A 21013-nucleotide genomic window follows, 5' to 3' on the forward strand; every position below is an offset into this window, starting at 1 on the left:
ACGCCCGCACGCCGTACGGAGGTGCCCCCACGCCGACACCCAACCGCCTGCCTGCTGCCCGCCTGCCTGCCTGCCTGCCGTACGACGATCTCCGCGCCCCCTCACGCGTATGTCTGTGGCTGCGACGCCGCAGGGCTCAGTTGCCGCCCTGTTCGTCGCGGCGACGTTGCCAGCGCTGTTCGATGCGGTCCATTACGGAGCGGCGTTGCCGGCCCTGACGGCGAGCGGCCGGTGAGCCCGAGGCGGCCGGCTGTTCACCCGGCTTGGGAGCTTTGCGCCAACCGGTGACGGCGAGCACCGCACAGCCCAGCATGACCAGGAAGCCCACCACGCTCAGCCAGATCTGAACTGCGACCATTCCAGCCATGAGGAGCGCGATACCCACCAGGAAGCCCGCGACCGCCTGGTAAACCCGTCGTCGGGTGTACGTACGCAGCCCGCTTCCCTCAAGCGCTGTCGCGAACTTGGGATCTTCGGCGTACAGCGCTCGCTCCATCTGCTCGAGCATTCGCTGCTCGTGCTCCGAGAGCGGCACGGAGTCCTCCTCATCGTGCAGTCGCCGGGGCGACCGGGGGTCCCCTTCAGGATAGGCAGGGAATCGCCCCCGTGAAACCCGCCCCTCTACGCCAATTCGCCAACCGGAAGCCGTCATGGCGACCCGATGTACTGAGGCGTGCATTCCCCAGCGAACGGTCCGTCATGCCGGACGGTCTCCCCCGATCATACGGCGCCGAGCACTCGATCGGGTGGTCTGTGGCGTACTCCATCTGCTGCCGAGCCCCTGATCAGCGGCGCACCACGGGAGGCCGCTCAGCCCTCACCGGCCCCGCGGGCCTCACCGAGCACATGGAGCTGTGTGGCCACCGAGTGGAACGCGGCGAGTTCGGCGGCCGCCGCCTCCAGCTTCAGCAGGGCTTCCAGGGCGCCCGGCTCGGTGTCCACCAGGACCCCCGGCACCAGATCCGCGAAGACCCGTACGCCGTGCACGGCACCGACGTGCAGGCCGGCGCCCGCGACCAGGGAGGTGAGCTGCTCGGCGGTGAACCGGTGCGGAACAGGATCACCCTCGCCCCAGCGTCCGTCCGGGTCATCGAGTGCGTGCCGGGCCTCCTTGAAGTGCCCGGCGAGGGCGCGGGCCAGCACGGCTCCGCCGAGGCCGGCGGCGAGGAGGCTGAGCACGCCCTCGGGCCGCAGCGCGTCCACCACGTTGCGGACCCCCTCGGCCGGGTCGTCGACGTACTCCAGGACGCCATGGCAGAGCACGGCGTCGTAGCCGCCGCGCTCGACCACGTCGAAGAGGCCGTGCGCGTCGCCCTGGACACCCTGCACACGGTCGGCGACCCCGGCCTCGGCGGCGCGGCGCTCCAGCGCGAACAGCGCGTTCGGGCTGGGGTCGACGACGGTGACACGGTGGCCGAGCCGGGCGACGGGCACGGCGAAGTTACCGCTGCCGCCACCCGTGTCCAGTACGTCGAGCGACTCCCGCCCGGCGACCTTGACCCGGCGGTCCAGGGCGTCCTTGAGGACCTCCCAGACCACGGCGGTACGGAGAGAAGCGCGGGGGCGCATCGGGTCCGACACGGCAGTTGACTCCTCGGCGCGGCACCGCCTCTTCGTACGGCGGAGCGATCTTCGGGCCTCCCGGCGGGAGGCTGCAGGCGACTCCACCCTATTGCCTCCGCCGCCGTGGACGACCCTCCGTCTCACGTGTGCCGGATCGCACGATGAACGGCCGCCGGACGGGCGCCGGGCCGTCGGCGCCCCACGCTCCGCCCGAGGTCCTCGCACCGGGCGAACCGCGGTCCTCGCACGGTCCGCCCGTGGCCCTCAAGTCGGCCCGTCCGTCACCCCGCTCCTCACCCCCGCGCCGGTCAACCGGCGTCCGGAACCTCCCTGTCCACCCGGTCACCGTCCCGGTCACGGTCCCCGTCCTGACGGGGCTGGGGCAGCACGGGTTGCAGCAGCAGCATCCGCTCGACGAGACGCAGGAACATGGCGACGTCGCGTATCAGGTCGTCGGCGTCGCGCGTGGTGGCCGCTCCCTGGATGCCCGCCTCCGCGCGGGCACGGCGGGTGGCCCCGGAGGCGAACAGCGCGCTCCACTCGGTCAGTTCGGGCGCGATCTCCGGGAGCACTTCCCAGGCGCTGCGGATCCGCGCCCTGCGTCGGGGCGTGGGCTCCGGGCGGCCTCGCGCGGCGAGGACGGCGGCGGCGGTGCGCAGCGCGGCCAAGTGGGCCGTCGCGTAGCGGTCGTTGGACGTTTCCAGGGCCGTCGCCTCGTCGAGTCCGGCGCGGGCCTGGGAGAGCAGGTCGAGGGCGGCGGGTGGCGCCGTGGCCCGGCGGAGCACGGGATGCACATCGCCCGCCGGGCCGTTCAGTGAGGGGGCAGGGCCGGGGGCGCGGCGCCGACGGGCGGCGGCTGCGGAAGAGCTGGCCATGACGAACCTCCTGTCGTCGTGTGACGGCACTGTGGCCGTATGTGCCCATCGTGCGGTATGCCACTGACAATCCGTTCTGACCTGGGCTTTTGCTTCGATCGAAAGTTCGGGATAGTTTTTGCACTGACCAGTCAGTTCAAAAGTAGTTCCATGTTTCAGGGGATGGGGGAAGCTGTGGACGGTCCGAACGGACTGGGCGTCACGGCCGAGGACTTCGGCCTCAGGGGGCCCCGCGGCTGGGCGTTCCGGGGGGTTCGTCTCGACGCGGAGCCGGGATCGCTCGTCGCGATCGAGGGGCCGTCCGGGTCCGGCCGCACGTGCCTGCTGCTCGCACTCACGGGCCGGATGAAGGCCACCGAGGGGACGGCGGCCGTGGGTTCGTCGAGACTGCCGAAGCAGATGGCCGCGGTGCGCCGGACGAGCGCGCTCGCACATGTTCCCGGGGTCACGGACCTCGACCCCGCCCTGACCGTCGGGGAGCACCTGCGGGAGCGCGCTCTGTTGCAGCGGCGGTTCGGCGGTTCGCTGCGGGGCCTGCTGCGGCCGCGCGCCGAGCGGGTGAGCGAGACCGCGCTGCGGATCGACGCCGCGCTGGCCGCCGCCGGACTCGACCCGGCGACGCTGCCCAAGGAGTCGAGGACCGCCGTACGCGATCTGGAGCGGCTCGAAGCGCTGCGGCTGTCCCTCGCGCTGGCCCTGATCGGGCGCCCGCGGCTGCTCGGTGTCGATGACACGGACCTCAAGCTCTCGGACGCCGAACGGTCCGAGGTCTGGGCCCTGCTGACGTCGCTGGCCGAGTCGGGCACCACGGTGCTGGCGGTGTGCAGCGAGGCCCCCGAGGGCGCCGTCGTCGTGTCCACCGCACCGGGCGGCACGTCGAGGACCGCCGACACCACTACCGCCGCTGCCACCGCCGACACCACCACTGCCGCTGCCACCGCCGAGGCCGACACCTCGGCTGCCATCACCCCGACTGCCGACGCCGGCGCCGCAGCCGACAGCGACAGCGACAGCGACAGCGACAGCGGGACCAACGACAAGGAGACGGCCGATGCGCTCGCCTGAATTGGCCGTTCTTGAACTCCGCCGCTTCGGCCGGGGCAAGCTTCCGCGTGCCGCGCTGGCCGCGCTCCTGCTGCTGCCCCTGCTGTACGGCGCCCTCTACCTGTGGTCGTTCTGGGACCCGTACGACCGTCTCGACCGCATCCCTGTGGCGCTGGTGAACGACGACAGGGGGGCGACGGCCGGCGGCAAGAAGGTCACGGTCGGCGACAACATCACCGAGGGGCTGCGCGACAGCGACACCTTCGAGTGGCACGAGGTGAGCTCCGCCGAGGCCCGCCGGGGTGTGGAGGACGGCACGTACTACCTGTCGCTGACCATGCCGGGCGACTTCAGCAAGCGGATCGCGTCCAGTTCCGGGGCGTCGCCCGAGACGAGCGCGCTCCAGGTGCGGACCAACGACGCGAACAACTACATCGTCGGGCAGATCTCCCGCACGGTGTTCAGCGAGGTGCGGACGGCCGCGTCCACGAAGGCCTCGCGTTCGTTCCTCGACAAGATCTTCATCTCGTTCTCGGACATCCACGGGGCGACCGTGCAGGCCGCCGAGGGCGCCGACAAACTCAACGGCGGCATCGGCCAGGCGAAGAAGGGCTCCAAGGACCTCGCGGACGGCCTCAAGGAGGCCAAGAAGGGCAGCGGAACGCTCTCCGGGGGCCTGAGGAAACTCAACACGGGCGCGGATGACCTGGAGGACGGATCGCGCCGGGTCGCGGACGGCACCCGGGCGCTGGCCGACAAGGTCAACGGGGTCGCGGACAAGGTCGGCCCCTTCCTGAAGGACAACGAGAAGTCGATCGGTGACACGGCCCGGCTGGTCGCCGACTCGGCCGCTGGGATCCGCCACAACCTCGACACCCTGGTGGAGACGGCCCCGGCCGCGGCCAAGGGCGCGCGCACCGCGTCCGACGCGCTGGACACCGTCCACCGCGCGCGGTGCGAGACGCTCCCGATCCCTGACGCGGCGTGTCCCGAGCTGAAGAAGGCCAAGGAGGCGGCGGCGGACGTCGTCAAGGTCGCCGACGACGTGAACACGCTGATCGACGACCAGGACGGCGACCTCGACAAGCTGGACAAGAACCTGGCGACGCTGGAGAAGCAGGCACAGGCCCTCGCCGACCGCTCGCCGCATCTCTCCGAGGACCTCGACGACTCCGTCTCCAAGATCAACGAGTTGAACGAGGGCGCCTCCGCGGTCGCCAAGGGGGCGAAGCGGCTGCACTCCGGTCTCGGCACCGCCAAGTCCGGCGCGTCGGACCTCGACACGGGCGTCGGACAGTTGAAGACGGGCGCGAGCGACCTCGACGGCGGCCTGTACAAGCTCGTCGGCGGCTCCGGGAAGCTGGCCGGCGGACTCCACGACGGCGCCGACCAGATCCCCGACTACGACAAGCCCGACCGCGACCAGCGCACCCAGGTCATGGCCGACCCGGTGCAACTGGCCTCCAGGGACCTGCACAAGGCGCCCAACTACGGCACGGGATTCGCCCCGTACTTCATCCCGCTGTCCCTCTGGGTCGGCTCGATGGTGGCGTACATGCTGATCCAGCCGCTGAACCGACGCGCGCTCGCGGCGGGCGCCTCGGCCTGGCGCATCGCGCTGGCGGGCTGGCTGCCGGTCGCCGCCGTCGGCGTGCTCCAGACGGCGGCACTGATGGCGGTGCTCCACTGGGCGATCGGCCTCCAGATGGTGCGGGCGGCCGGAACCGTGGGCTTCCTGTTCCTGGTGACGGCCTGCTTCGCGGCGATCGTGCAGTGGCTGAACGCGCGCTTCGGAGCGGCGGGCCGGATCCTCGTCCTGGCCTTCCTGATGCTCCAGCTCACCTCGGCGGGCGGCACCTACCCCGTCCAGACCAGTCCGGGCTTCTTCAACGCGATCCACCCGTTCCTGCCGATGAGCTACGTCGTCGAGGCCCTCCGGAGGCTCATCTCCGGCGGCGGCCTCGACCCGGTCCGGACGGCGTGCGTCGTACTGACGGCCTTCACCGTGGGCGCCCTCGCGCTCACCGCCCTGTCGGCGCGCCGCAAGCAGGTGTGGACCTTCGACCGGCTGCACCCGGAGCTGAGCCTGTGACAACGCGCGCGGGCGCTCCTGTGACAATCGGGGCCATGGACAGCAGCAGCACCACGGCGGGCGGCGGCACCCGCCGCGAGGCGACCCGGCAGAAGCTCTACGAGGCGGCCGTCACCCTGATCGCCGAACAGGGCTTCTCCGCCACCACAGTGGACGAGATCGCCGAGCGGGCCGGGGTCGCGAAAGGCACGGTCTACTACAACTTCGCGAGCAAGTCGGTCCTCTTCGAGGAACTGCTGCGGCACGGCGTGGGCCTCCTCACCGCCTCGCTGCGGGAGGCGGCGGAGAAGACCGCCCGCGACGGTGGCAGCAAGGTCGACGCGCTGGACGCGATGATCCGGGCCGGGCTCTTCTTCATCAACCGCTATCCGGCCTTCACCCAGCTCTACGTGGCGGAGCTCTGGCGTACCAACCGGGCCTGGCAGTCCACCCTGATGGTGGTGCGGCAGCAGGCGGTGGCGGTCGTCGAGGACGTTCTGCGCGACGCGGTGGCGGGCGGCGAGCTCAGCGACGAGATCGACATCCCGCTGACGGCGGCGGCGCTGGTCGGGATGGTCCTGGTGGCCGCCCTGGACTGGCAGGCCTTCCAGCCGGAGCGCTCCCTGGACGACGTCCACGCGGCGCTGTCCCGGCTCCTCCAGGGGCGTGTGAGCGGCCACGGCTGAGCCGCGCGTCCTCGGAGCGCGTCGCGCCCCGAGGACGCGCTCCGCATACGAAAGCGCCGGTTCGGACGGCCGCGTCCCCCGCGGGCCGTTCGAACCGGCGCTTCGTCGTGCTCCCCCGTGCGTTCCCCCCGTACCCCCGTTGGGCCCCCGTTCGGTCGTCCCCCGGGTTCCCCCGTGTCTCACTCCCGCCGAGCGGGTCGGCGGAAGGAGCGGCCAAGGGCGCGAGTTCCGTTCCGCCGCCCCGTGTCGGCGGTACCGGAGCCGCGCCCCTTTCCGTGTCTCCACTCTCCCGTTCGCGCAGGTCGGGCCCATCCGTGCGCCTACTCATCTCACCCTGTAGGTACGGATACTCAGGCATACGCACTCATGCCCAGGACGCCCTCTTGCCGACTGGTTACGATCGCGTCCGTGTCCGTACTCCCCCTGGTCTTCACCAGCGGCTGGGCCAGCGGTATCAACGCGTACGCGGTGGTGCTGCTCCTCGGCGTCTTCGGAGCGACCGGGCTGAGCGACGACGTCCCGGAGTCCCTGCAACGCCCTGAGATCCTGGTCACAGTCGGCGTTCTCTTCCTCTGCGAGGCGGTCGCCGACAAGATCCCGTACGTGGATTCGGTGTGGGACTCCGTGCACACCGTGATCCGGCCGGTGGCGGGTGCGTGGGTCGGGGCGCTGCTCGCCGGACAGAGCGGCTCGGTCTCGGATCTGACGGCGGGCCTGATCGGCGGTTCGACGGCGCTGGCGAGCCACACGGTCAAGGCCGGGACGCGGATGGCGATCAACACCTCGCCGGAACCGTTCAGCAACTTCGTGATGAGCACCGCCGAGGATCTCGGGGTCGCCGGCCTCCTCACCTTCGCCATGTTCCATCCCGAGGCCGCGGCGATGATCGCCGGTGTCCTGCTGTTCACCGGGCTCGCGGTGCTCTACTTCCTCGTCTCACGGATCAGACGGTTCCTGGTCCGCCGCGCGCAGCGCCGGGGGGAGAGACGGATGGCCGCACGGGTGGAGCAGCCGCCCGTGCGGGAGTCGCGGGCGAACCACGACTGACCGCCGGGGCGGACCGGGCGCCGGCCGGCCTCGGTGCCGGGGGCGGGCCAGGACCGTCCCGCCCGGCCTCCGGGGCGGGACTGTCGGTGGCGGCCGATAAAGTCGCCGGCATGGGACGGATTGCGGTGATCGGCGCCGGGATGGGCGCGATGGCGGCCGCCGCCCGGCTGGCCGTCGCGGGCCACCGGGTGGTGGTGTACGAGCGGACGGAGACGTACGGCGGTGCGGTGCGCCGCTTCGAGCGCGACGGCTTCGCCTTCGACACGGGCCCGGGGCTGCTGCCGCTGCCCGCCGTCTACCGCGACCTGTTCGTCAAGACGGGGAAGCAGCCCCTGGAGGAGTGCGTCGAGCTGGTGCAGGTCGACCCGTCGACCGACCATGTCTTCGCCGACGGCACGCGGGTGTCCCTGCCGAACGCCTCGCGCGCGGGCGTGCTCACCGCGCTGGACGAAGCGCTCGGCGCGGACGCGGGCGCGCGGTGGGGCGACTTCCTGGTGCGGGCCCGCGAGGCGTGGGACCGCTCCCGCAGACCGCTCCTGGAAGAGCCGCTGTGGCCCAACTGGCCGGTGCTGGCGGAGCGCGAGCCCTACCCGTCGGTGACGCACAAGAAGCTGCTGCGCACCCGCCGGGCCGGCACCCTCGCCGAGATCGGCGCCTGGGAGCTGCGCGACGCACGCCTGACGGCCCTCTTGGAGAGCCACGCCCTGGTGTACGGGCTCGACCCGCGCGACACCCCGGCGAGCGCCGCCGTGCTGCCGTACATGGAGCACGCCTTCGGCACCTGGTACGTGCGCGGCGGCATCCGGGAGCTGGCGCGCGCGGTGTACGAGCGATGTGTGGCCCGCAGGGTCGAGTTCCGTTTCGCCACCTCCGTCGAGCGGATCGTCGAGAAGGACGGCCGGGTCGTCGGCGTGGAGTTCTCCGAGGCCGGCTCCCAGCCTTCCGGTCCCGGGGGAACCACGTTCGCGGAGGCGGACTTCGTGGTCGCGGGCGTGGCGCCCGGAGTCCTTCAGAGTCTCGTCCCCGGGGCGGTGATCCGGGGCGATGACGAGGTCCCGCCGCAGCCCGGGGCGTCCAGCCGGCTGACGGTGCTGCTCGCACTGCGTGGCAGGCGGCCCGACGGGGTGGCCCATCGGACGGTGATCCACACGGCCGACCGCGAGGGCGAGTTGGACCGGCTCTTCGGCGAGCGCCGCGGGCTGCCCGTGGCGCCCAGCGTCGTGGTGTCACGACCCGACGACCCCGCGCTCGTACCGGACGCGGAGCATGAGGCGGTCACTCTGACGGTCACGGTGCCGTCGGGCGCGCAGGTGTCCGAGGCGGACGTTGAGCGGGTCCTCGACGCCGCCGGGCGTGCCCTGCCCGGTCTCCGCGACCGGCTCCTGTGGCACGAGGTCCGTACGCCGGCCGACATCGCGGAGGCGACCGGTGTCGAGGGGGGAGCGGTCCCCGCCCCGGCGCTCGCCGCGGCGGACGGGCGGCTGCTGCACCCGTCGAACGGCACGCGTATGCCCGGGCTCTTCGCGGCCGGGGGCTGGGCGCACCCGGGCGGCGGCCTGCCGCACGCGGGCATGTCGGGCGCGCTGGTGGCCGGGCTGATCGTGGAAGGGCAGGGCTTCCAGGGCTCGCAGTGAACGGACCGGGCGGGCAGGAGCGGCAGGGCCTGGGACCGGGCGGGCAGCGGTGCGGGGAGTCCCTCAGCCGCTGTCCGGCCGGTCAGTAGCGGTACTGCTCGTCGAACCCGGCGTTGTTGTTGCCGTTGCCCTGGTACGGGTACTGCTGCTGCTCGGGCGGGAGTTCGCCGCCGTACTGCTCGTCGGTGCGCTGCTGCGGCACCCAGACGCCGCCGGCCGGGGTCTCGCCGCCGTACGTGCCGGTGCCGTACTGGTCCTGGCCGTAGTTCTGCTGTTGCTGCGTGTACTGCTGCTGGTCGCCACCGTTGTAGGTGGTGTCGTACGAGGCGCCCGTGTACGTCTGCTGGCCGATGTACGGGTCGGAGTAGGCGGCGTACTGCTGCTGGCTGTTGTCGTAGCCGTACTGCTGCTGGTCGTAGCCCGTGTAGCCGTCGTACGCGTAGGCCTGCTGGTCCTGGGAGGCCGTCGCGTACGCCTGCTGGTCCTGGGACTGGGCCGCGCCCGCGTAGGACTGGTCGTTGGCGGCGGCGTAGGCGGCGGCGTTGTAGACGCCGTAGGAGCCGGTGTCCTCGGGCAGGGGCTGCGGTTCGTACACCGCGGTGGACGCGGCGGCGGGCTCGGCCGATTCCGGGGGCATGAAGCGGTCGGACTGCGCGGGTGTAAAGACGTCGTCATCGGCGGCGTACTGGTCGTCGCGCCGGTAGGCCGCCTCATCGCCCGCTTCGAGGTCGGAGCCCTCGAGCGACGGGTCGTCGTTCTCCGGGTTCTCGGAGTTCTCGGGGTTCTCCGGCTCCCCGCGGCGGCGCTTGCTGGGCTTGGCCGGCGCGGAGCGGCCGTTGATGGCCCAGCCCTGCGCGAAGCCCTGGCGGAACGACAGCGTCACATAGGTCTGGCCGACCGTGAAGGCGGCCGCGCCCAGGCCGATGACCACGACCGAGTGCATCAGGACGCCGAGAACCACACCGAGGAAGCCGACGAAGGCGAGCAGCCGGAACCGCAGGCGCGCCTTGTACTGCAGCAGCACCTCGCCGAGCAGCCACAGCGCGACGATGCCGAAGGCAAGATAGAGGACCGTCAAGCCCATGTACGCCCCTCTCCCAGTGGCCGCTACGCAGTGTGTCGTACGCGGGTGCGACCGGTCTAGGCCTGCTGCGGGTGGTGCAGGCCCAGATTCTCGTAGATTTCCAGCGTCGCCGTTGAGTTGTTCAGCGTGATGAAGTGCAGTCCGGGGACTCCCTCGGCCAGCAGCCTCGCACAGAACTCCGTCGCGAACTCGATCCCAATGGAGCGTACAGCCGCCGGATCGTCTTTGACTGTGAGGATCCGCTCTTTCAGGACGTCCGGGAACGAAGCATTCGAGAGTTTGGGCAGCCGTTCCAACATCTTCACACTCGTCACCGGCATGACTTCGGGGATGACAGGCGTCGCGCAGCCCGCCCCGTCGACGCGGTCGCGCAGGCGCAGGTAGGACTCCGGCTGGAAGAACATCTGTGTGATCGCGTAGTCGGCGCCGGCGCGGCACTTGTCGACGAAGTGGGAGACGTCCAGGTCCCATGTGGTGGACCGCGGGTGCATCTCCGGGAAGGCGGCGACCCCGACGCAGAAATCTCCGGATTCCTTGATGAGGCGCACGAGTTCGGCCGCGTAGGTCAGACCCTTGGGGTGCGGGACCCACTCGCCCATGGGGTCGCCGGGCGGGTCGCCGCGCACGGCCAGCATGTTGCGGATGCCCGCGTCGGCGTACTGCCCGATGATGTTGCGCAGTTCCGCGATGGAGTGGTTGACCGCGGTGAGGTGCGCGACCGGGGTGAGGGTCGTGTCGAGGACGATCTGCTCGGTCTCCTTGACCGTGCCGGCCCGGGTGGAGCCGCCGGCCCCGTAGGTCACGGAGACGAAGTCGGGCGCGACGGCCTCGACCCTCCGCAGGGCGTTCCACAGGTTCCGCTCGCCCTTGGGGGTCTTCGGCGCCGAGAACTCGAACGAGTAGGTCTTTTTGCCGGTCGCGAGCATGTCTCGCACGGTGCGTGCGCGATCAGTCCTGGTGGAAGCAGATCCGAGGGCCATACTCGCAGGTTAGCCAGAGGGCGTCGGTCCCCCAACCGAACCGCTGAGATTTGTCCGATCTGTCGATTTCTTGTCCACCCCTCGGACACCCTCGGACACCTCGGACACCTCGGACAGCCTCGGCCGGATCGGCGCTCTCCGCGCGGGCTGCCGGCGCGGCTACGCCTCGCGCAGCCTCTTCGCGAACTCCGCCGCCGCCGCGCCCGGGTCGTCCGCCTCGGTGATCGCCCGTACGACGACGACCCGGCGGGCGCCCGCTTCGAGCACCTCGTCGAGGCGGCCGAGGTCGATGCCGCCGATCGCGAACCAGGGGCGGTCGGTGCCGAGAGCGGCCGTGCCGCGGACCAGGTCGAGGCCGGGTGCGTGACGGCCGGGTTTGGTGGGGGTGGGCCAGCAGGGGCCGGTGCAGAAGTAGTCCACGCCCTTCTGGACCGCGGCGGCCGCGGCCTCGGACCCGGCGTGCGTGGAGCGGCCGATGAGGACCTCGTCGCCGAGGATCGCGCGGGCCGCGGGAACCGGGAGGTCCCCCTGGCCCAGATGCAGGACGTCGGCGCGGACGGCGTGGGCCACGTCCGCCCGGTCGTTGACCGCGAGGAGCTTTCCGTGGCGGGCGCAGGCGTCCGCGAAGACCTGGAGGTGTTCCAGTTCCTCCCCCGCCTCCATGCCCTTGTCGCGCAGCTGCACGATGTCGACGCCGCCCGCCAGGACCGCGTCGAGGAACTCGGCGAGGTCGCCCTGACGCCTGCGGGCGTCCGTGCACAGGTAGACGCGGGCGTCGGCGAGCCGGCCGCGCGCGGTGGTGGCGGCGTTCTCGGGCATGCGTGGGTCCCCCCGTTGTCGGTGCGCGGGGAGCGCGGCGGCCGGGATGGTCCCGCCGCCGCGCTCCCCGTGCCGGACGGTCGCGTTCAGGTCAGACGGCGAGCGCCTGGGCGCGGCGCTTCACCTCCGTGCCGCGATTCTCGCTCAAAGCCTGCGCGGGGGTGCCGGGCAGGCTCGGGTCGGGGGTGAAGAGCCACTCGAGGGCCTCTTCGTCGGAGAAGCCGTCGTCCCTCAGGAGCGTCAAAGTGCCGGCCAGGCCCTTGACGACCTTCTGTTCGTCCGCGTCGATGAAATCGGCGGGGACGTGCAGCGCGCGGTTCTCACCACGGCGTACGGCGATCAGCTGGCCGTCCTTGACCAGCTGCCGGACGCGCGTCACCTCGACGCCGAACTGTTCGGCGATGTCGGGGAGGGTGAGCCAGGCGGGGACGAGAGCATCGATCTTTGCGTCAATCTCGGTCACGGGACAAGCCTGCCATCCCGGACCGACAGTCGGAAGCCAAGGGCGTCCGACCTGGGGTGACGGATCAGGCCGTGGCGCCCTTCAGGGGCCTCGACGGGTCCGCGAGCAGTTCCGGATCCATGCGTGCGCCCGCCTCGATGAGCCGACGGCCCTGGGCGAGATCCCTCGGGCGGCCCACCGCCAGGAGGGCGACCAGCCGTGTCTCGCGGAGCCAGCACACCGACCAGGCGGCGCTGGAGGAGTCCCCGCGCCACACCAGGGTGTCGGCGGGCGCGTGGTGGCCGACGTACTGCACGAAGCGGCCGAACTGCTCGGACCAGAAGTACGGCACGGGGTCGTAGGCGGCGGGCGCCTCTCCGACGATGTTCAGGGCGACCGTGCGCGGGCCCTGGAGGGCGTTGTCCCAGTGATGGACGAGGAGGCGGTCCTCGTAGCGTCCCGACGGGAAGGAGGCGCAGTCGCCGACCGCGTAGACGTCCGGCAGGGAGGTGCGCAGGTGGTTGTCGGCGACGATCTCGCGGTGGGCGCCGAGCTCGATGCCGGAGCCGGCGATCCAGCCGGTCGCGGGCCGCGCCCCGATCCCGACCACGACGGCGTCCGCGGGCACCCGCGAGCCGTCGTCCAGGATCACCGCGCCGGGCTCGATGCGCTCCACGCGCGCGTTGGTGCGCAGCGAGGCGCCGCTGTCCGCGTACCAGGCGGCCATCGGCGCGGCCACCTCGGCGGGCAGCGCGCCGGCGAGGGGCCGGTCGGCGGCCTCGACGACCGTCACCGCGCAGCCCGCCTCGCGCGCCGCCGTGGCGAACTCGGCGCCGATCCAGCCCGCGCCGACGACCACGATGTCGTGTTGCCGGGCGAGGACGGGACGCAGCCGGTCGGCGTCGTCCAGGGTGCGCAGCAGGTGCACCCCCGGCACGCCTTCCGCGCCGGGCAGCTGGATGGGTTCCGCGCCGGTGGCGACGACCAGGACGTCGTACGGGACGGGCCCGGCGGCCGTGTCCAGTTCGTGGTCCCCGGGGCGTACGCCGAGTGCCTCGCGGCCCAGCCGCAGGTCGATGTCCAGGGCCTCGAAGTCGACGTCGAAGGCGGAGCCCTCGGCCTTGCCCAGCAGGACGGCCTTGGACAGCGGCGGCCGGTCGTACGGCTGATGCGGTTCCGCGCCGATCAGCGTGACGGTGCCCTTGAAGCCCTGCTCGCGCAGGGCGACCGCGGTCTGCACTCCGGCCATGCCCGCGCCCACCACGACGACCCGCCGTGCCGTGGGCTCCTGCGACTGAGACTGTGCCTGCGTCTGCTCGCTCACCTGATCACCTTAGACACCTGACAATTCGTCAGTCAGGGGGCGTGCTCAGTGACCTGTTCCACACGGTCTGTCACGCGCGGCTCTTCCACCACGCTCGTCCCCGTGCCTTGCCGCGACTCCCACGCCCAATTCTCCTCCAGTCGGACGCGGCCGTCGGGGAGTTCCACCACGAGGGACACGCAGTGGCCCGACGCGGTGGTCCCGTCGTGTTTGAGCTGCACGTACCGGAAGTCGAGGCGGTCGCCCTCACGGGTGCCCACCAGGTGTCCTCGGACGATGTCACCGCCCGCGTAGTCGGCCCAGACCAGGCCGTCCTCCTCGTGGTAGGCGAACCGCGTGCGGGTGCCCACCTGGCCCGGTGCCTGGTCGGCGACGGGGGCGAGGACAAGGCCGTCGAGCGATCGCGCCATGGGCGGAGGCTCCCTTACTGAGACGGGCGGGGGAGGGCTAGGGTGGCCAACGTAAAGCACTCGCGGGAGCCCGGACGCACCGGGCTGAGAGGGAGGCTGGGGCGGCCTCCGACCGTACGAACCTGATCCGGGTCATGCCGGCGAAGGGAGGGGCTGGACGCCTATGTCGCCTGCACGTTCGTCAGACGTCCTCGTCATCGGGGGCGGCATCATCGGTCTGGTGACAGCCTGGCGGGCCGCGCAACGCGGGTTCACCACCGCGCTCGTGGACCCCGAGCCGGGCGGCGGGGCCGCCCAGGTCGCGGCCGGGATGCTCGCCGCCGTCACCGAACTGCACTTCGGCGAGGAGACCCTGCTGGGCCTCAACCTCGCCTCCGCGCGCCGCTATCCGGACTTCGTCGCCGAGCTCACCGAGGCGACCGGCCAGGACCTCGGCTACCGCCGGTGCGGCACGCTGGCCGTCGCGCTGGACGCCGACGACCGCGCCCACCTGCGGGAACTGCACGCTCTGCAGAGCCGGTCGGGGCTGGAGTCGGAGTGGCTGAGCGGCCGTGAGTGCCGCCGTCTGGAGCCTATGCTCGCGCCCGGCGTACGCGGTGGTCTGCGGGTCGACGGCGACCACCAGATCGACCCGCGGCGCCTCGCACGGGCCCTGGTCACGGCGTGCGAGCGGGCCGGAGTGGTCGTGCACCGGACCTGGGCGCAGCGCCTGACCGTCGTGGGCGACCGGGCCGCGGGAGTCCTGACCACGGACGGCACCGAGCTCACCGCCGGCCGGGTGGTGCTCGCCGGGGGCAGCCTCAGCGGGCGTCTGGCGGGCGTCCCCGACGACGTCCTGCCGCCCGTGCGCCCGGTGAAGGGGCAGGTGCTGCGGCTGACCGTGCCGCAGCGGTACGCGCCCTTCCTGCACCGCACCGTCCGGGCCATGGTGCGCGGCAGCCACGTCTACCTGGTACCGCGCGAGAACGGCGAGCTGGTGGTGGGCGCGACCAGCGAGGAGCTGGGCTGGGACACCACCGTGACGGCGGGCGGCGTCTACGAGTTGCTGCGCGACGCCCACGAGCTGGTTCCCGGGATCACCGAGCTGCCGCTCACCGAGACCCGCGCGGGGCTGCGCCCCGGCTCGCCGGACAACGCGCCGCTGCTCGGCCCGACCGCGCTGGACGGACTGCTGCTGGCCACCGGGCACTTCCGCAACGGCGTGCTGCTGACGCCCGTCACCGGCGACGCGATGGCCCACGTCCTGACCACCGGCGAACTCCCCGCCGAAGCCCGCCCGTTCACCCCTCTGCGCTTCGGCGCCACCGCCCTCACGGAGCAGCCCGCATGAACATCGTCGTCAACGGGGAGCGGCAGCGGATCGCCGCGGGAACCGCTCTCGACGCGCTCGTCGCGACCCTCACCCCCGCACCGGCCGGGGTGGCCGCCGCCCTGAACGAAACAGTCGTCCCGCGCGCGCAGTGGCCGTCCACGTCCCTCGCCGAGGGCGACCGCGTCGAAGTCCTCACCGCCGTCCAAGGAGGCTGACCCATGGCCGACGATCCCTTCGTCCTCGGCGGTACGTCCTACGGGTCCCGGCTGATCATGGGGACGGGCGGCGCGCCCAGCCTCGACGTTCTGGAGCGCTCCCTGGCGGCCTCCGGAACGGAGCTGACGACGGTCGCGATGCGGCGCGTGGACGCGTCCGTGCACGGCTCGGTCCTGTCGGTGCTCGGCCGGCTCGGCATCCGCGTCCTGCCGAACACGGCCGGCTGCTACACCGCCGGTGAGGCCGTGCTGACCGCCCGTCTCGCGCGCGAGGCGCTGGGCACCGACCTGGTCAAGCTGGAGGTCATCGCCGACGAGCGCACCCTGCTGCCCGATCCGATCGAGCTGCTCGACGCGGCGGAGACGCTGGTCGACGACGGCTTCACCGTGCTGCCGTACACGAACGACGACCCGGTGCTGGCGCGGAAGCTGGAGGACGTCGGCTGCGCGGCGATCATGCCGCTCGGCTCGCCCATCGGGTCCGGGCTCGGAATCCGGAACCCGCACAACTTCCAGCTGATCGTCGAGAACGCGCGCGTGCCGGTGATCCTGGACGCGGGGGCGGGCACGGCCTCGGACGCCGCGCTCGCCATGGAGCTGGGGTGCGCGGGCGTGATGCTGGCCTCGGCGGTGACGCGGGCGCAGGAGCCGGTGCTGATGGCGGAGGCCATGCGGCACGCGGTGGAGGCGGGGCGCCTGGCGCGGCGGGCGGGGCGCATCCCCCGGCGGCACTTCGCCACAGCGTCCTCTCCCGTGGAGGGCATGGCGGTGCTGGACCCGGAGCGCCCGGCGTTCTGATCACCTGGGCGCGGGCCGTCGGTTTCCGGCCGGACGGGCCCGGCGGGTCTCCCCGGCGGTGCTCGCCGTCGGCGGGTGCCGCGGGTGCGAGTGTCCGGGCGTCTCCGGGTGCGACCCGTATGACGTGCGCCTCATGCCGTAGGACGGGCTTAGCGGTGAGGGTTGCCGCGGCTGGGCGGGGCGGCGCCGACGGCGGCGCAGGTTGTCGCGTTGTGGCCTTGCGGCGACGGACAGGGGTCTGATCGGACATCAGTGCGATGACCGTGCCCTCGTGCGTGCGGCGTGCGTCACAGGTCGGCTGCAGTCGGGCCCCGGTATCGGCCGAACGGGGCGGCGTGACAGTGGTGGCTCGTAGACTCACCTGCGTGGATACGACCCTTCAGGACCCGCTTGTCGGACACGTGCTCGACGGCCGCTATCGCGTCGACGCACGGATCGCGGTCGGCGGGATGGCCACGGTCTACCGGGCCCTGGACACCCGCCTCGACCGCGTTCTCGCGCTCAAGGTGATGCACCCGACGCTGGCCGCCGACGGTTCGTTCGTCGAGCGGTTCATCCGCGAGGCCAAGTCGGTGGCACGGCTGGCGCACCCCAATGTGGTGCAGGTCTTCGACCAGGGGGCGGACGGGTCGTACGTCTATCTGGCCATGGAGTACATCGCCGGATGCACCCTGCGTGACGTGCTGCGCGAGCGCGGCGCCCTGCAGCCCCGGGCCGCGCTCGACATCCTGGAGCCGGTGCTCGCCGCGCTCGGCGCCGCGCACCGCGCCGGGTTCGTGCACCGCGACATGAAGCCGGAGAACGTCCTGATAGGGGACGACGGCCGGGTCAAGGTGGCGGACTTCGGCCTCGTCCGCGCCGTGGACACGGTCACGAGCACGACGGGCGCCGTCCTCGGCACCGTGTCGTACCTCGCCCCCGAGCAGATCGAGCACGGCACCGCCGACACCCGTGTCGACGTCTACGCCTGCGGTGTCGTCCTGTACGAGATGCTCACCGGCGCCAAGCCGTACACCGGGGACTCCCCCGCGCAGGTTCTCTACCAGCACCTCCACGAGGACGTGCCGCCTCCGTCGGCCGCCGTGCCGGGTATGGCGTACCCGCTGGACGTGCTGGTCACCACGGCCACCGCCCGCAATCCCGAGGTGCGCCCGGCCGACGCGGTGGCGCTGCTCGGCCAGGTCCTCGAGGCACGGGCCGGTCTCACCGCGTACCAGCTCGACGCCGTGCCGCCGGGGGCCCTCGCCGTAGGCCACAGCAACGCCGACGACCGGACGAGCGTGATCCCGAACTCGCTGTCCGTCCCGCGTCCGCTGCCCGTGAACGAGGACGACGGCCACGACCTGAACCGGACCAGCCGGTTCGAGCAGGCCAGCCCCTTCGGTGCCGCGCCGACCGCGCCCGTCGGGCGCCCGGACACACGTCCGCGGCGCGCGATACTGATGGTCGTCGCCGCGATCGTGCTGGTGCTCGGACTCGGCGGCGGCGTCTGGTACATCAACTCCGGCCAGTTCACCGAGGTCCCGCCGGTCCTGGCGAAGACGGAGCAGCAGGCCACGGCCCGGCTCCAGGACGCCGGGCTCGACGTCAAGCAGGTCAAGCACGCCTTCAGCGACACCGTGAAGCGGGGCACGGTCATCAGCACCGACCCCGGGGTCGGTGAGCGGATCCGCGACAACGACTCGGTGACGCTGACCATCTCCGACGGCCCGAGGACGGTGAAGGTGCCCGATCTGAAGGGCTTCGCGCTGTTCAAGGCGAAGGACGTGCTGAAGGGCGACGGGCTCGCCGCGGGCATGGTCACCCGGGAGTTCAGCGACGACGTGACCAGGGGCTTCGTGATCCGTACCGATCCGGGCGCGGGCACATCACGGCACTCGGGTTCGGCGATCGCGATCGTCGTGAGCAAGGGCAGCCCGGTGGAGGTGCCCGACGTGACCGGCTCGTCCGTCGAGGACGCCACCGCGGAGCTGGAGGACGCGGGCCTGAAGGTGAAGATCGCCGCGCAGCAGGTCACCTCGGAGTTCGACAAGGGCCAGGTCGCCGAACAGACTCCGCGCTCGGGCCTCGAGGCCGCCACGGGCGACACGGTGACGCTGACGGTCTCCAAGGGCCCCGAGATGGTCGAGGTCCCGGACGTCGTGGGCGACAGCGTGGACGACGCGAAGCAGGCGCTCGAGGACTCCGGGTTCGAGGTCGACGTGGACCGCGGACTGCTCGGGCTCTTCGGCGACACGGTCAAGAAGCAGTCGGTGGACGGCGGCGACACGGCCCCCAAGGGCTCGACGATCACGATCGAGATCCGCTGACTCCAGGGGACGCGCGACCCCCGGGCCGTTGCCGTTCGACTCCCTCGTCCGGGAGCGGGCGGCAGCAGTCGCCCGGGGCCGCTCCCCCATGAGGTCCGCCCGCGGGGCGCCCGGCGGCGCGTGTCACCCTGATGGGTGTGACCAGCAAGCAGCTCCGCAACCCCGTCGGCGGCCATGTCCCCGTGGCCGGCGGCCTCAACTCCGTGGGCCTGGCCTACGCCCGTGACCTCGCGGCCGAGACCGTCCAGGTCTTCGTCGCCAACCCGCGCGGCTGGGCGACGCCCGCCGGGAACCCGAAGCAGGACGAGGACTTCCGCGCCGCCTGTGCCGCCGGGTCGATCCCCGCGTACGTCCATGCCCCGTATCTGATCAACTTCGGTTCGCACACCGAGGCGACGGTCGAGAAGTCGGTGGAGTCGCTGCGGCACTCGCTGCGGCGCGGGCGGGAGATCGGCGCCCTGGGTGTGGTCGTGCACACCGGGAGCGCCACCGGCGGCCGGGAGCGGTCCGTCGCCCTGAAGCAGGTGCGCGACCGCCTCCTGCCGCTGCTGGACGAACTGACCCACGACGACGACCCGTTCCTGCTCCTGGAGTCGACGGCCGGCCAGGGCGCCTCCCTCTGCTCCCGCACCTGGGACTTCGGACCGTACTTCGAGGCCCTCGACGCCCACCCCAAGCTGGGCGTCTGCCTCGACACCTGCCACATCTTCGCGGCGGGCCACGATCTGACCGGGCCGAACGGTATGCACCAGACCCTCGATCTGCTGGTCGACACCGTCGGTGCGGGGCGGCTCAAGCTGATCCACGCCAACGACTCCAAGGACGTGGTCGGCGCACACAAGGACCGTCACGAGAACATTGGCTCCGGCCACATCGGTGAGGACCCGTTCCGCGCCCTGATGACGCATCCCGCCACCGAAGGCGTACCCCTGATCATCGAGACACCCGGCGGGAAGGAGGGTCACGCGGCCGATGTGGAGCGGCTGAAGAAGCTCCGCGACGGCTGAGGCCGACAACACCCGGCACTTCGCGGACGCATTGGGGAATACCCCTGGGGGGTATACGGTTCCTGTCAGGTACAGGGACCGCCACCTGGCATTGGGGGCCACTCATGCAGCACGAGACGCACGCGAACCAAGCAAGGCTCAGTTCCTACGAGGGACAGGCCGCCGATGATGCGCACGGGCACCACGAGGCGCACGGACCCACGCACGCGCCGGCGGGGGCGACCTGGTCGATGGCGGTCCGGGCAACGCTGCACTGCCTCACCGGCTGCGCCATCGGCGAGGTGCTCGGCATGGTGATCGGCACGGCGCTCGGCTGGGGCAATGTGCCGACGACGGTCCTCGCGATCGTGCTGGCGTTCTTCTTCGGCTACTCACTCACGCTGCGCGGCGTCCTGAAGGCGGGAGTCGGCTTCCGGACGGCGTTCCGGGTGGCGCTGGCCGCGGACACCCTGTCGATCGCCGTGATGGAGCTGATCGACAACGGGGTGATCGTGCTGTGGCCGGACGCGATGGACGCGGGGCTGGCCGACGCGCTGTTCTGGTTCTCGCTGGCCGTCTCGCTGGTGATCGCCTTCATGGTCACGACGCCCGTCAACAAGTGGATGATCGGCCGCGGCAAGGGACACGCGGTCGTCCACGGGTACCACCACTGACGCGCCCGGACAGGGGCGCCAGGACTCAGAGCTCGGGGCCGTCCCCGGGCTCCTCCTGGTAGGAGTAGCGCTGCTCGCGCCAGGGGTCGCCGACGTTGTGGTAGCCGCGCTCCTCCCAGAAACCGCGGCGGTCGGCGGTCATGTACTCGACGCCGCGCACCCACTTGGGTCCCTTCCACGCGTACAGATGCGGGACGACCAGGCGCAGCGGGAAGCCGTGTTCCGCCGTCAGCAGTTCGCCGTCCTTGTGGGTGGCGAAGATGGTGCGCTCTGAGGCGAAGTCCGCGAGGCGCAGATTCGAGCTGAAGCCGTACTCGGCCCAGACCATCACATGGGTCACGGTGGGCGCGGGCGGGGCTATCTCCAGAATCGTACGAGCGGGGACGCCACCCCATTCGGCCCCGAGCATGCTGAACTTCGTGACGCAGTGCAGATCGGCGACGACGGAGGCGTACGGGAGGGCGGTGAACTCCTCATGGCTCCAGCACCGCTTCTCACCGTCGGCGGTGGCTCCGAAGACCCTGAACTCCCAGCGCTCGGGGCGGAACTTGGGTACGGGACCGTAGTGCGTGACCGGCCAGCCGCGCTGAAGTCGCTGTCCCGGCGGAAGCTCCGACTGTGCTGTTTCTCCAGATTCGCGCTCCACCGGCTGACCCATGACTCCATCCTGACAGACCCGGGACAGTGCCCATGACCAGCAGCTGCCGGAATCGGGCAACTCGTAGTAAGCATGCACTTAC

Annotated in this window: 21 protein-coding genes and 1 riboswitch; of the genes, 11 read left to right on the forward strand and 10 right to left on the reverse strand. The window is 71.7% G+C overall.

Features of this window, described 5'->3' with window-relative positions:
* Nucleotides 1-136: 136 nt before the first annotated feature.
* The 3 genes from ABZX90_RS37870 to ABZX90_RS37880 form a co-directional block, all read right to left on the reverse strand.
* Nucleotides 137-535: a DUF3040 domain-containing protein gene (locus ABZX90_RS37870; protein ID WP_351131771.1), complete on the reverse strand. Its 399-nt coding sequence runs from the start codon at nucleotides 533-535 to the stop codon at nucleotides 137-139.
* Nucleotides 536-810: 275 nt separating this feature from the next.
* Nucleotides 811-1581, reverse strand: a complete 771-nt coding sequence (locus ABZX90_RS37875) for a methyltransferase (protein ID WP_351131770.1) — start codon at nucleotides 1579-1581, stop codon at nucleotides 811-813.
* 290 nt (nucleotides 1582-1871) lie between these two features.
* Nucleotides 1872-2438, reverse strand: coding sequence for an SAV_6107 family HEPN domain-containing protein (locus ABZX90_RS37880; protein ID WP_351131768.1), 567 nt, complete (start codon nucleotides 2436-2438; stop codon nucleotides 1872-1874).
* 162 nt (nucleotides 2439-2600) lie between these two features.
* Here ABZX90_RS37880 and ABZX90_RS37885 point away from each other — a divergent pair, with 162 nt between their 5' ends.
* From ABZX90_RS37885 to ABZX90_RS37905, 5 genes are all read left to right on the forward strand, one after another.
* On the forward strand, nucleotides 2601-3503 hold the full coding sequence (locus ABZX90_RS37885; protein WP_355212788.1) for an ATP-binding cassette domain-containing protein: 903 nt from the start codon (nucleotides 2601-2603) through the stop codon (nucleotides 3501-3503).
* Nucleotides 3490-5574, forward strand: a complete 2085-nt coding sequence (locus tag ABZX90_RS37890; protein WP_355212790.1) for a YhgE/Pip domain-containing protein — start codon at nucleotides 3490-3492, stop codon at nucleotides 5572-5574. Before ABZX90_RS37885 ends, ABZX90_RS37890 begins: the two co-directional genes overlap by 14 nt.
* A gap of 35 nt (nucleotides 5575-5609) precedes the next feature.
* A complete protein-coding gene (locus tag ABZX90_RS37895) occupies nucleotides 5610-6239 on the forward strand; it encodes a TetR/AcrR family transcriptional regulator (RefSeq protein WP_355212792.1) in 630 nt (209 codons plus the stop codon).
* Between the two features lie 408 nt (nucleotides 6240-6647).
* Nucleotides 6648-7286: a DUF4126 domain-containing protein gene (locus tag ABZX90_RS37900; protein WP_355212794.1), complete on the forward strand. Its 639-nt coding sequence runs from the start codon at nucleotides 6648-6650 to the stop codon at nucleotides 7284-7286.
* Nucleotides 7287-7396: 110 nt separating this feature from the next.
* Complete coding sequence (locus ABZX90_RS37905) at nucleotides 7397-8920, forward strand: NAD(P)/FAD-dependent oxidoreductase (protein WP_355212796.1); 1524 nt, start codon at nucleotides 7397-7399, stop codon at nucleotides 8918-8920.
* 82 nt (nucleotides 8921-9002) lie between these two features.
* Here the strand turns inward: ABZX90_RS37905 and ABZX90_RS37910 are convergent, their stop codons facing one another.
* The 6 genes from ABZX90_RS37910 to ABZX90_RS37935 all read right to left on the reverse strand — a co-directional run bounded on the left by ABZX90_RS37910 (nucleotide 9003) and on the right by ABZX90_RS37935 (nucleotide 13979).
* On the reverse strand, nucleotides 9003-10004 hold the full coding sequence (locus ABZX90_RS37910) for a hypothetical protein (RefSeq protein WP_351131760.1): 1002 nt from the start codon (nucleotides 10002-10004) through the stop codon (nucleotides 9003-9005).
* A gap of 56 nt (nucleotides 10005-10060) precedes the next feature.
* Nucleotides 10061-10984, reverse strand: a complete 924-nt coding sequence (gene metF, locus ABZX90_RS37915; RefSeq protein ID WP_351131759.1) for a methylenetetrahydrofolate reductase [NAD(P)H] — start codon at nucleotides 10982-10984, stop codon at nucleotides 10061-10063.
* A gap of 159 nt (nucleotides 10985-11143) precedes the next feature.
* Nucleotides 11144-11803: a thiamine phosphate synthase gene (gene thiE / locus ABZX90_RS37920; protein ID WP_355212799.1), complete on the reverse strand. Its 660-nt coding sequence runs from the start codon at nucleotides 11801-11803 to the stop codon at nucleotides 11144-11146.
* Between the two features lie 91 nt (nucleotides 11804-11894).
* On the reverse strand, nucleotides 11895-12266 hold the full coding sequence (locus ABZX90_RS37925; protein ID WP_261706908.1) for an Rv2175c family DNA-binding protein: 372 nt from the start codon (nucleotides 12264-12266) through the stop codon (nucleotides 11895-11897).
* A 64-nt stretch (nucleotides 12267-12330) separates the two neighbouring features.
* A complete protein-coding gene (locus ABZX90_RS37930) occupies nucleotides 12331-13569 on the reverse strand; it encodes an FAD-dependent oxidoreductase (protein WP_351131756.1) in 1239 nt (412 codons plus the stop codon).
* A 32-nt stretch (nucleotides 13570-13601) separates the two neighbouring features.
* Nucleotides 13602-13979 (reverse strand): hypothetical protein, encoded by a 378-nt coding sequence (locus tag ABZX90_RS37935; protein WP_351131754.1) that lies wholly within the window; start codon nucleotides 13977-13979, stop codon nucleotides 13602-13604.
* Nucleotides 13980-14031: 52 nt separating this feature from the next.
* Nucleotides 14032-14145, forward strand: a riboswitch (TPP riboswitch).
* Here ABZX90_RS37935 and thiO point away from each other — a divergent pair.
* The 6 genes from thiO (at nucleotide 14143) to ABZX90_RS37965 (ending at nucleotide 20273) form a co-directional block, all read left to right on the forward strand.
* A complete protein-coding gene (thiO, locus tag ABZX90_RS37940; protein ID WP_351131752.1) occupies nucleotides 14143-15309 on the forward strand; it encodes a glycine oxidase ThiO in 1167 nt (388 codons plus the stop codon). It overlaps the preceding riboswitch by 3 nt.
* On the forward strand, nucleotides 15306-15506 hold the full coding sequence (thiS, locus tag ABZX90_RS37945) for a sulfur carrier protein ThiS (RefSeq protein ID WP_351131751.1): 201 nt from the start codon (nucleotides 15306-15308) through the stop codon (nucleotides 15504-15506). The genes thiO and thiS overlap by 4 nt, the downstream gene beginning before the upstream one ends.
* A 3-nt stretch (nucleotides 15507-15509) precedes the next feature.
* The gene (locus tag ABZX90_RS37950) at nucleotides 15510-16304 is read left to right on the forward strand and encodes a thiazole synthase (RefSeq protein WP_351131749.1); all 795 of its coding nucleotides are present in this window, start codon (nucleotides 15510-15512) and stop codon (nucleotides 16302-16304) included.
* A gap of 365 nt (nucleotides 16305-16669) precedes the next feature.
* Complete coding sequence (gene pknB, locus ABZX90_RS37955) at nucleotides 16670-18613, forward strand: Stk1 family PASTA domain-containing Ser/Thr kinase (protein ID WP_355212803.1); 1944 nt, start codon at nucleotides 16670-16672, stop codon at nucleotides 18611-18613.
* 131 nt (nucleotides 18614-18744) lie between these two features.
* Complete coding sequence (locus ABZX90_RS37960; RefSeq protein ID WP_355212805.1) at nucleotides 18745-19620, forward strand: deoxyribonuclease IV; 876 nt, start codon at nucleotides 18745-18747, stop codon at nucleotides 19618-19620.
* Between the two features lie 230 nt (nucleotides 19621-19850).
* Nucleotides 19851-20273 carry a DUF4396 domain-containing protein gene (locus ABZX90_RS37965; RefSeq protein ID WP_355212844.1) on the forward strand — a complete coding sequence of 141 codons (423 nt, stop codon included), beginning with the start codon at nucleotides 19851-19853 and terminating at the stop codon, nucleotides 20271-20273.
* Between the two features lie 25 nt (nucleotides 20274-20298).
* On the opposite strand, the gene ABZX90_RS37970 is transcribed toward ABZX90_RS37965, so the two are convergent.
* A complete protein-coding gene (locus ABZX90_RS37970) occupies nucleotides 20299-20931 on the reverse strand; it encodes a sulfite oxidase-like oxidoreductase (RefSeq protein ID WP_351131746.1) in 633 nt (210 codons plus the stop codon).
* Nucleotides 20932-21013: the final 82 nt, after the last annotated feature.

This window comes from Streptomyces sp. NPDC002935 (assembly GCF_040611295.1).
GTDB lineage: Bacteria > Actinomycetota > Actinomycetes > Streptomycetales > Streptomycetaceae > Streptomyces.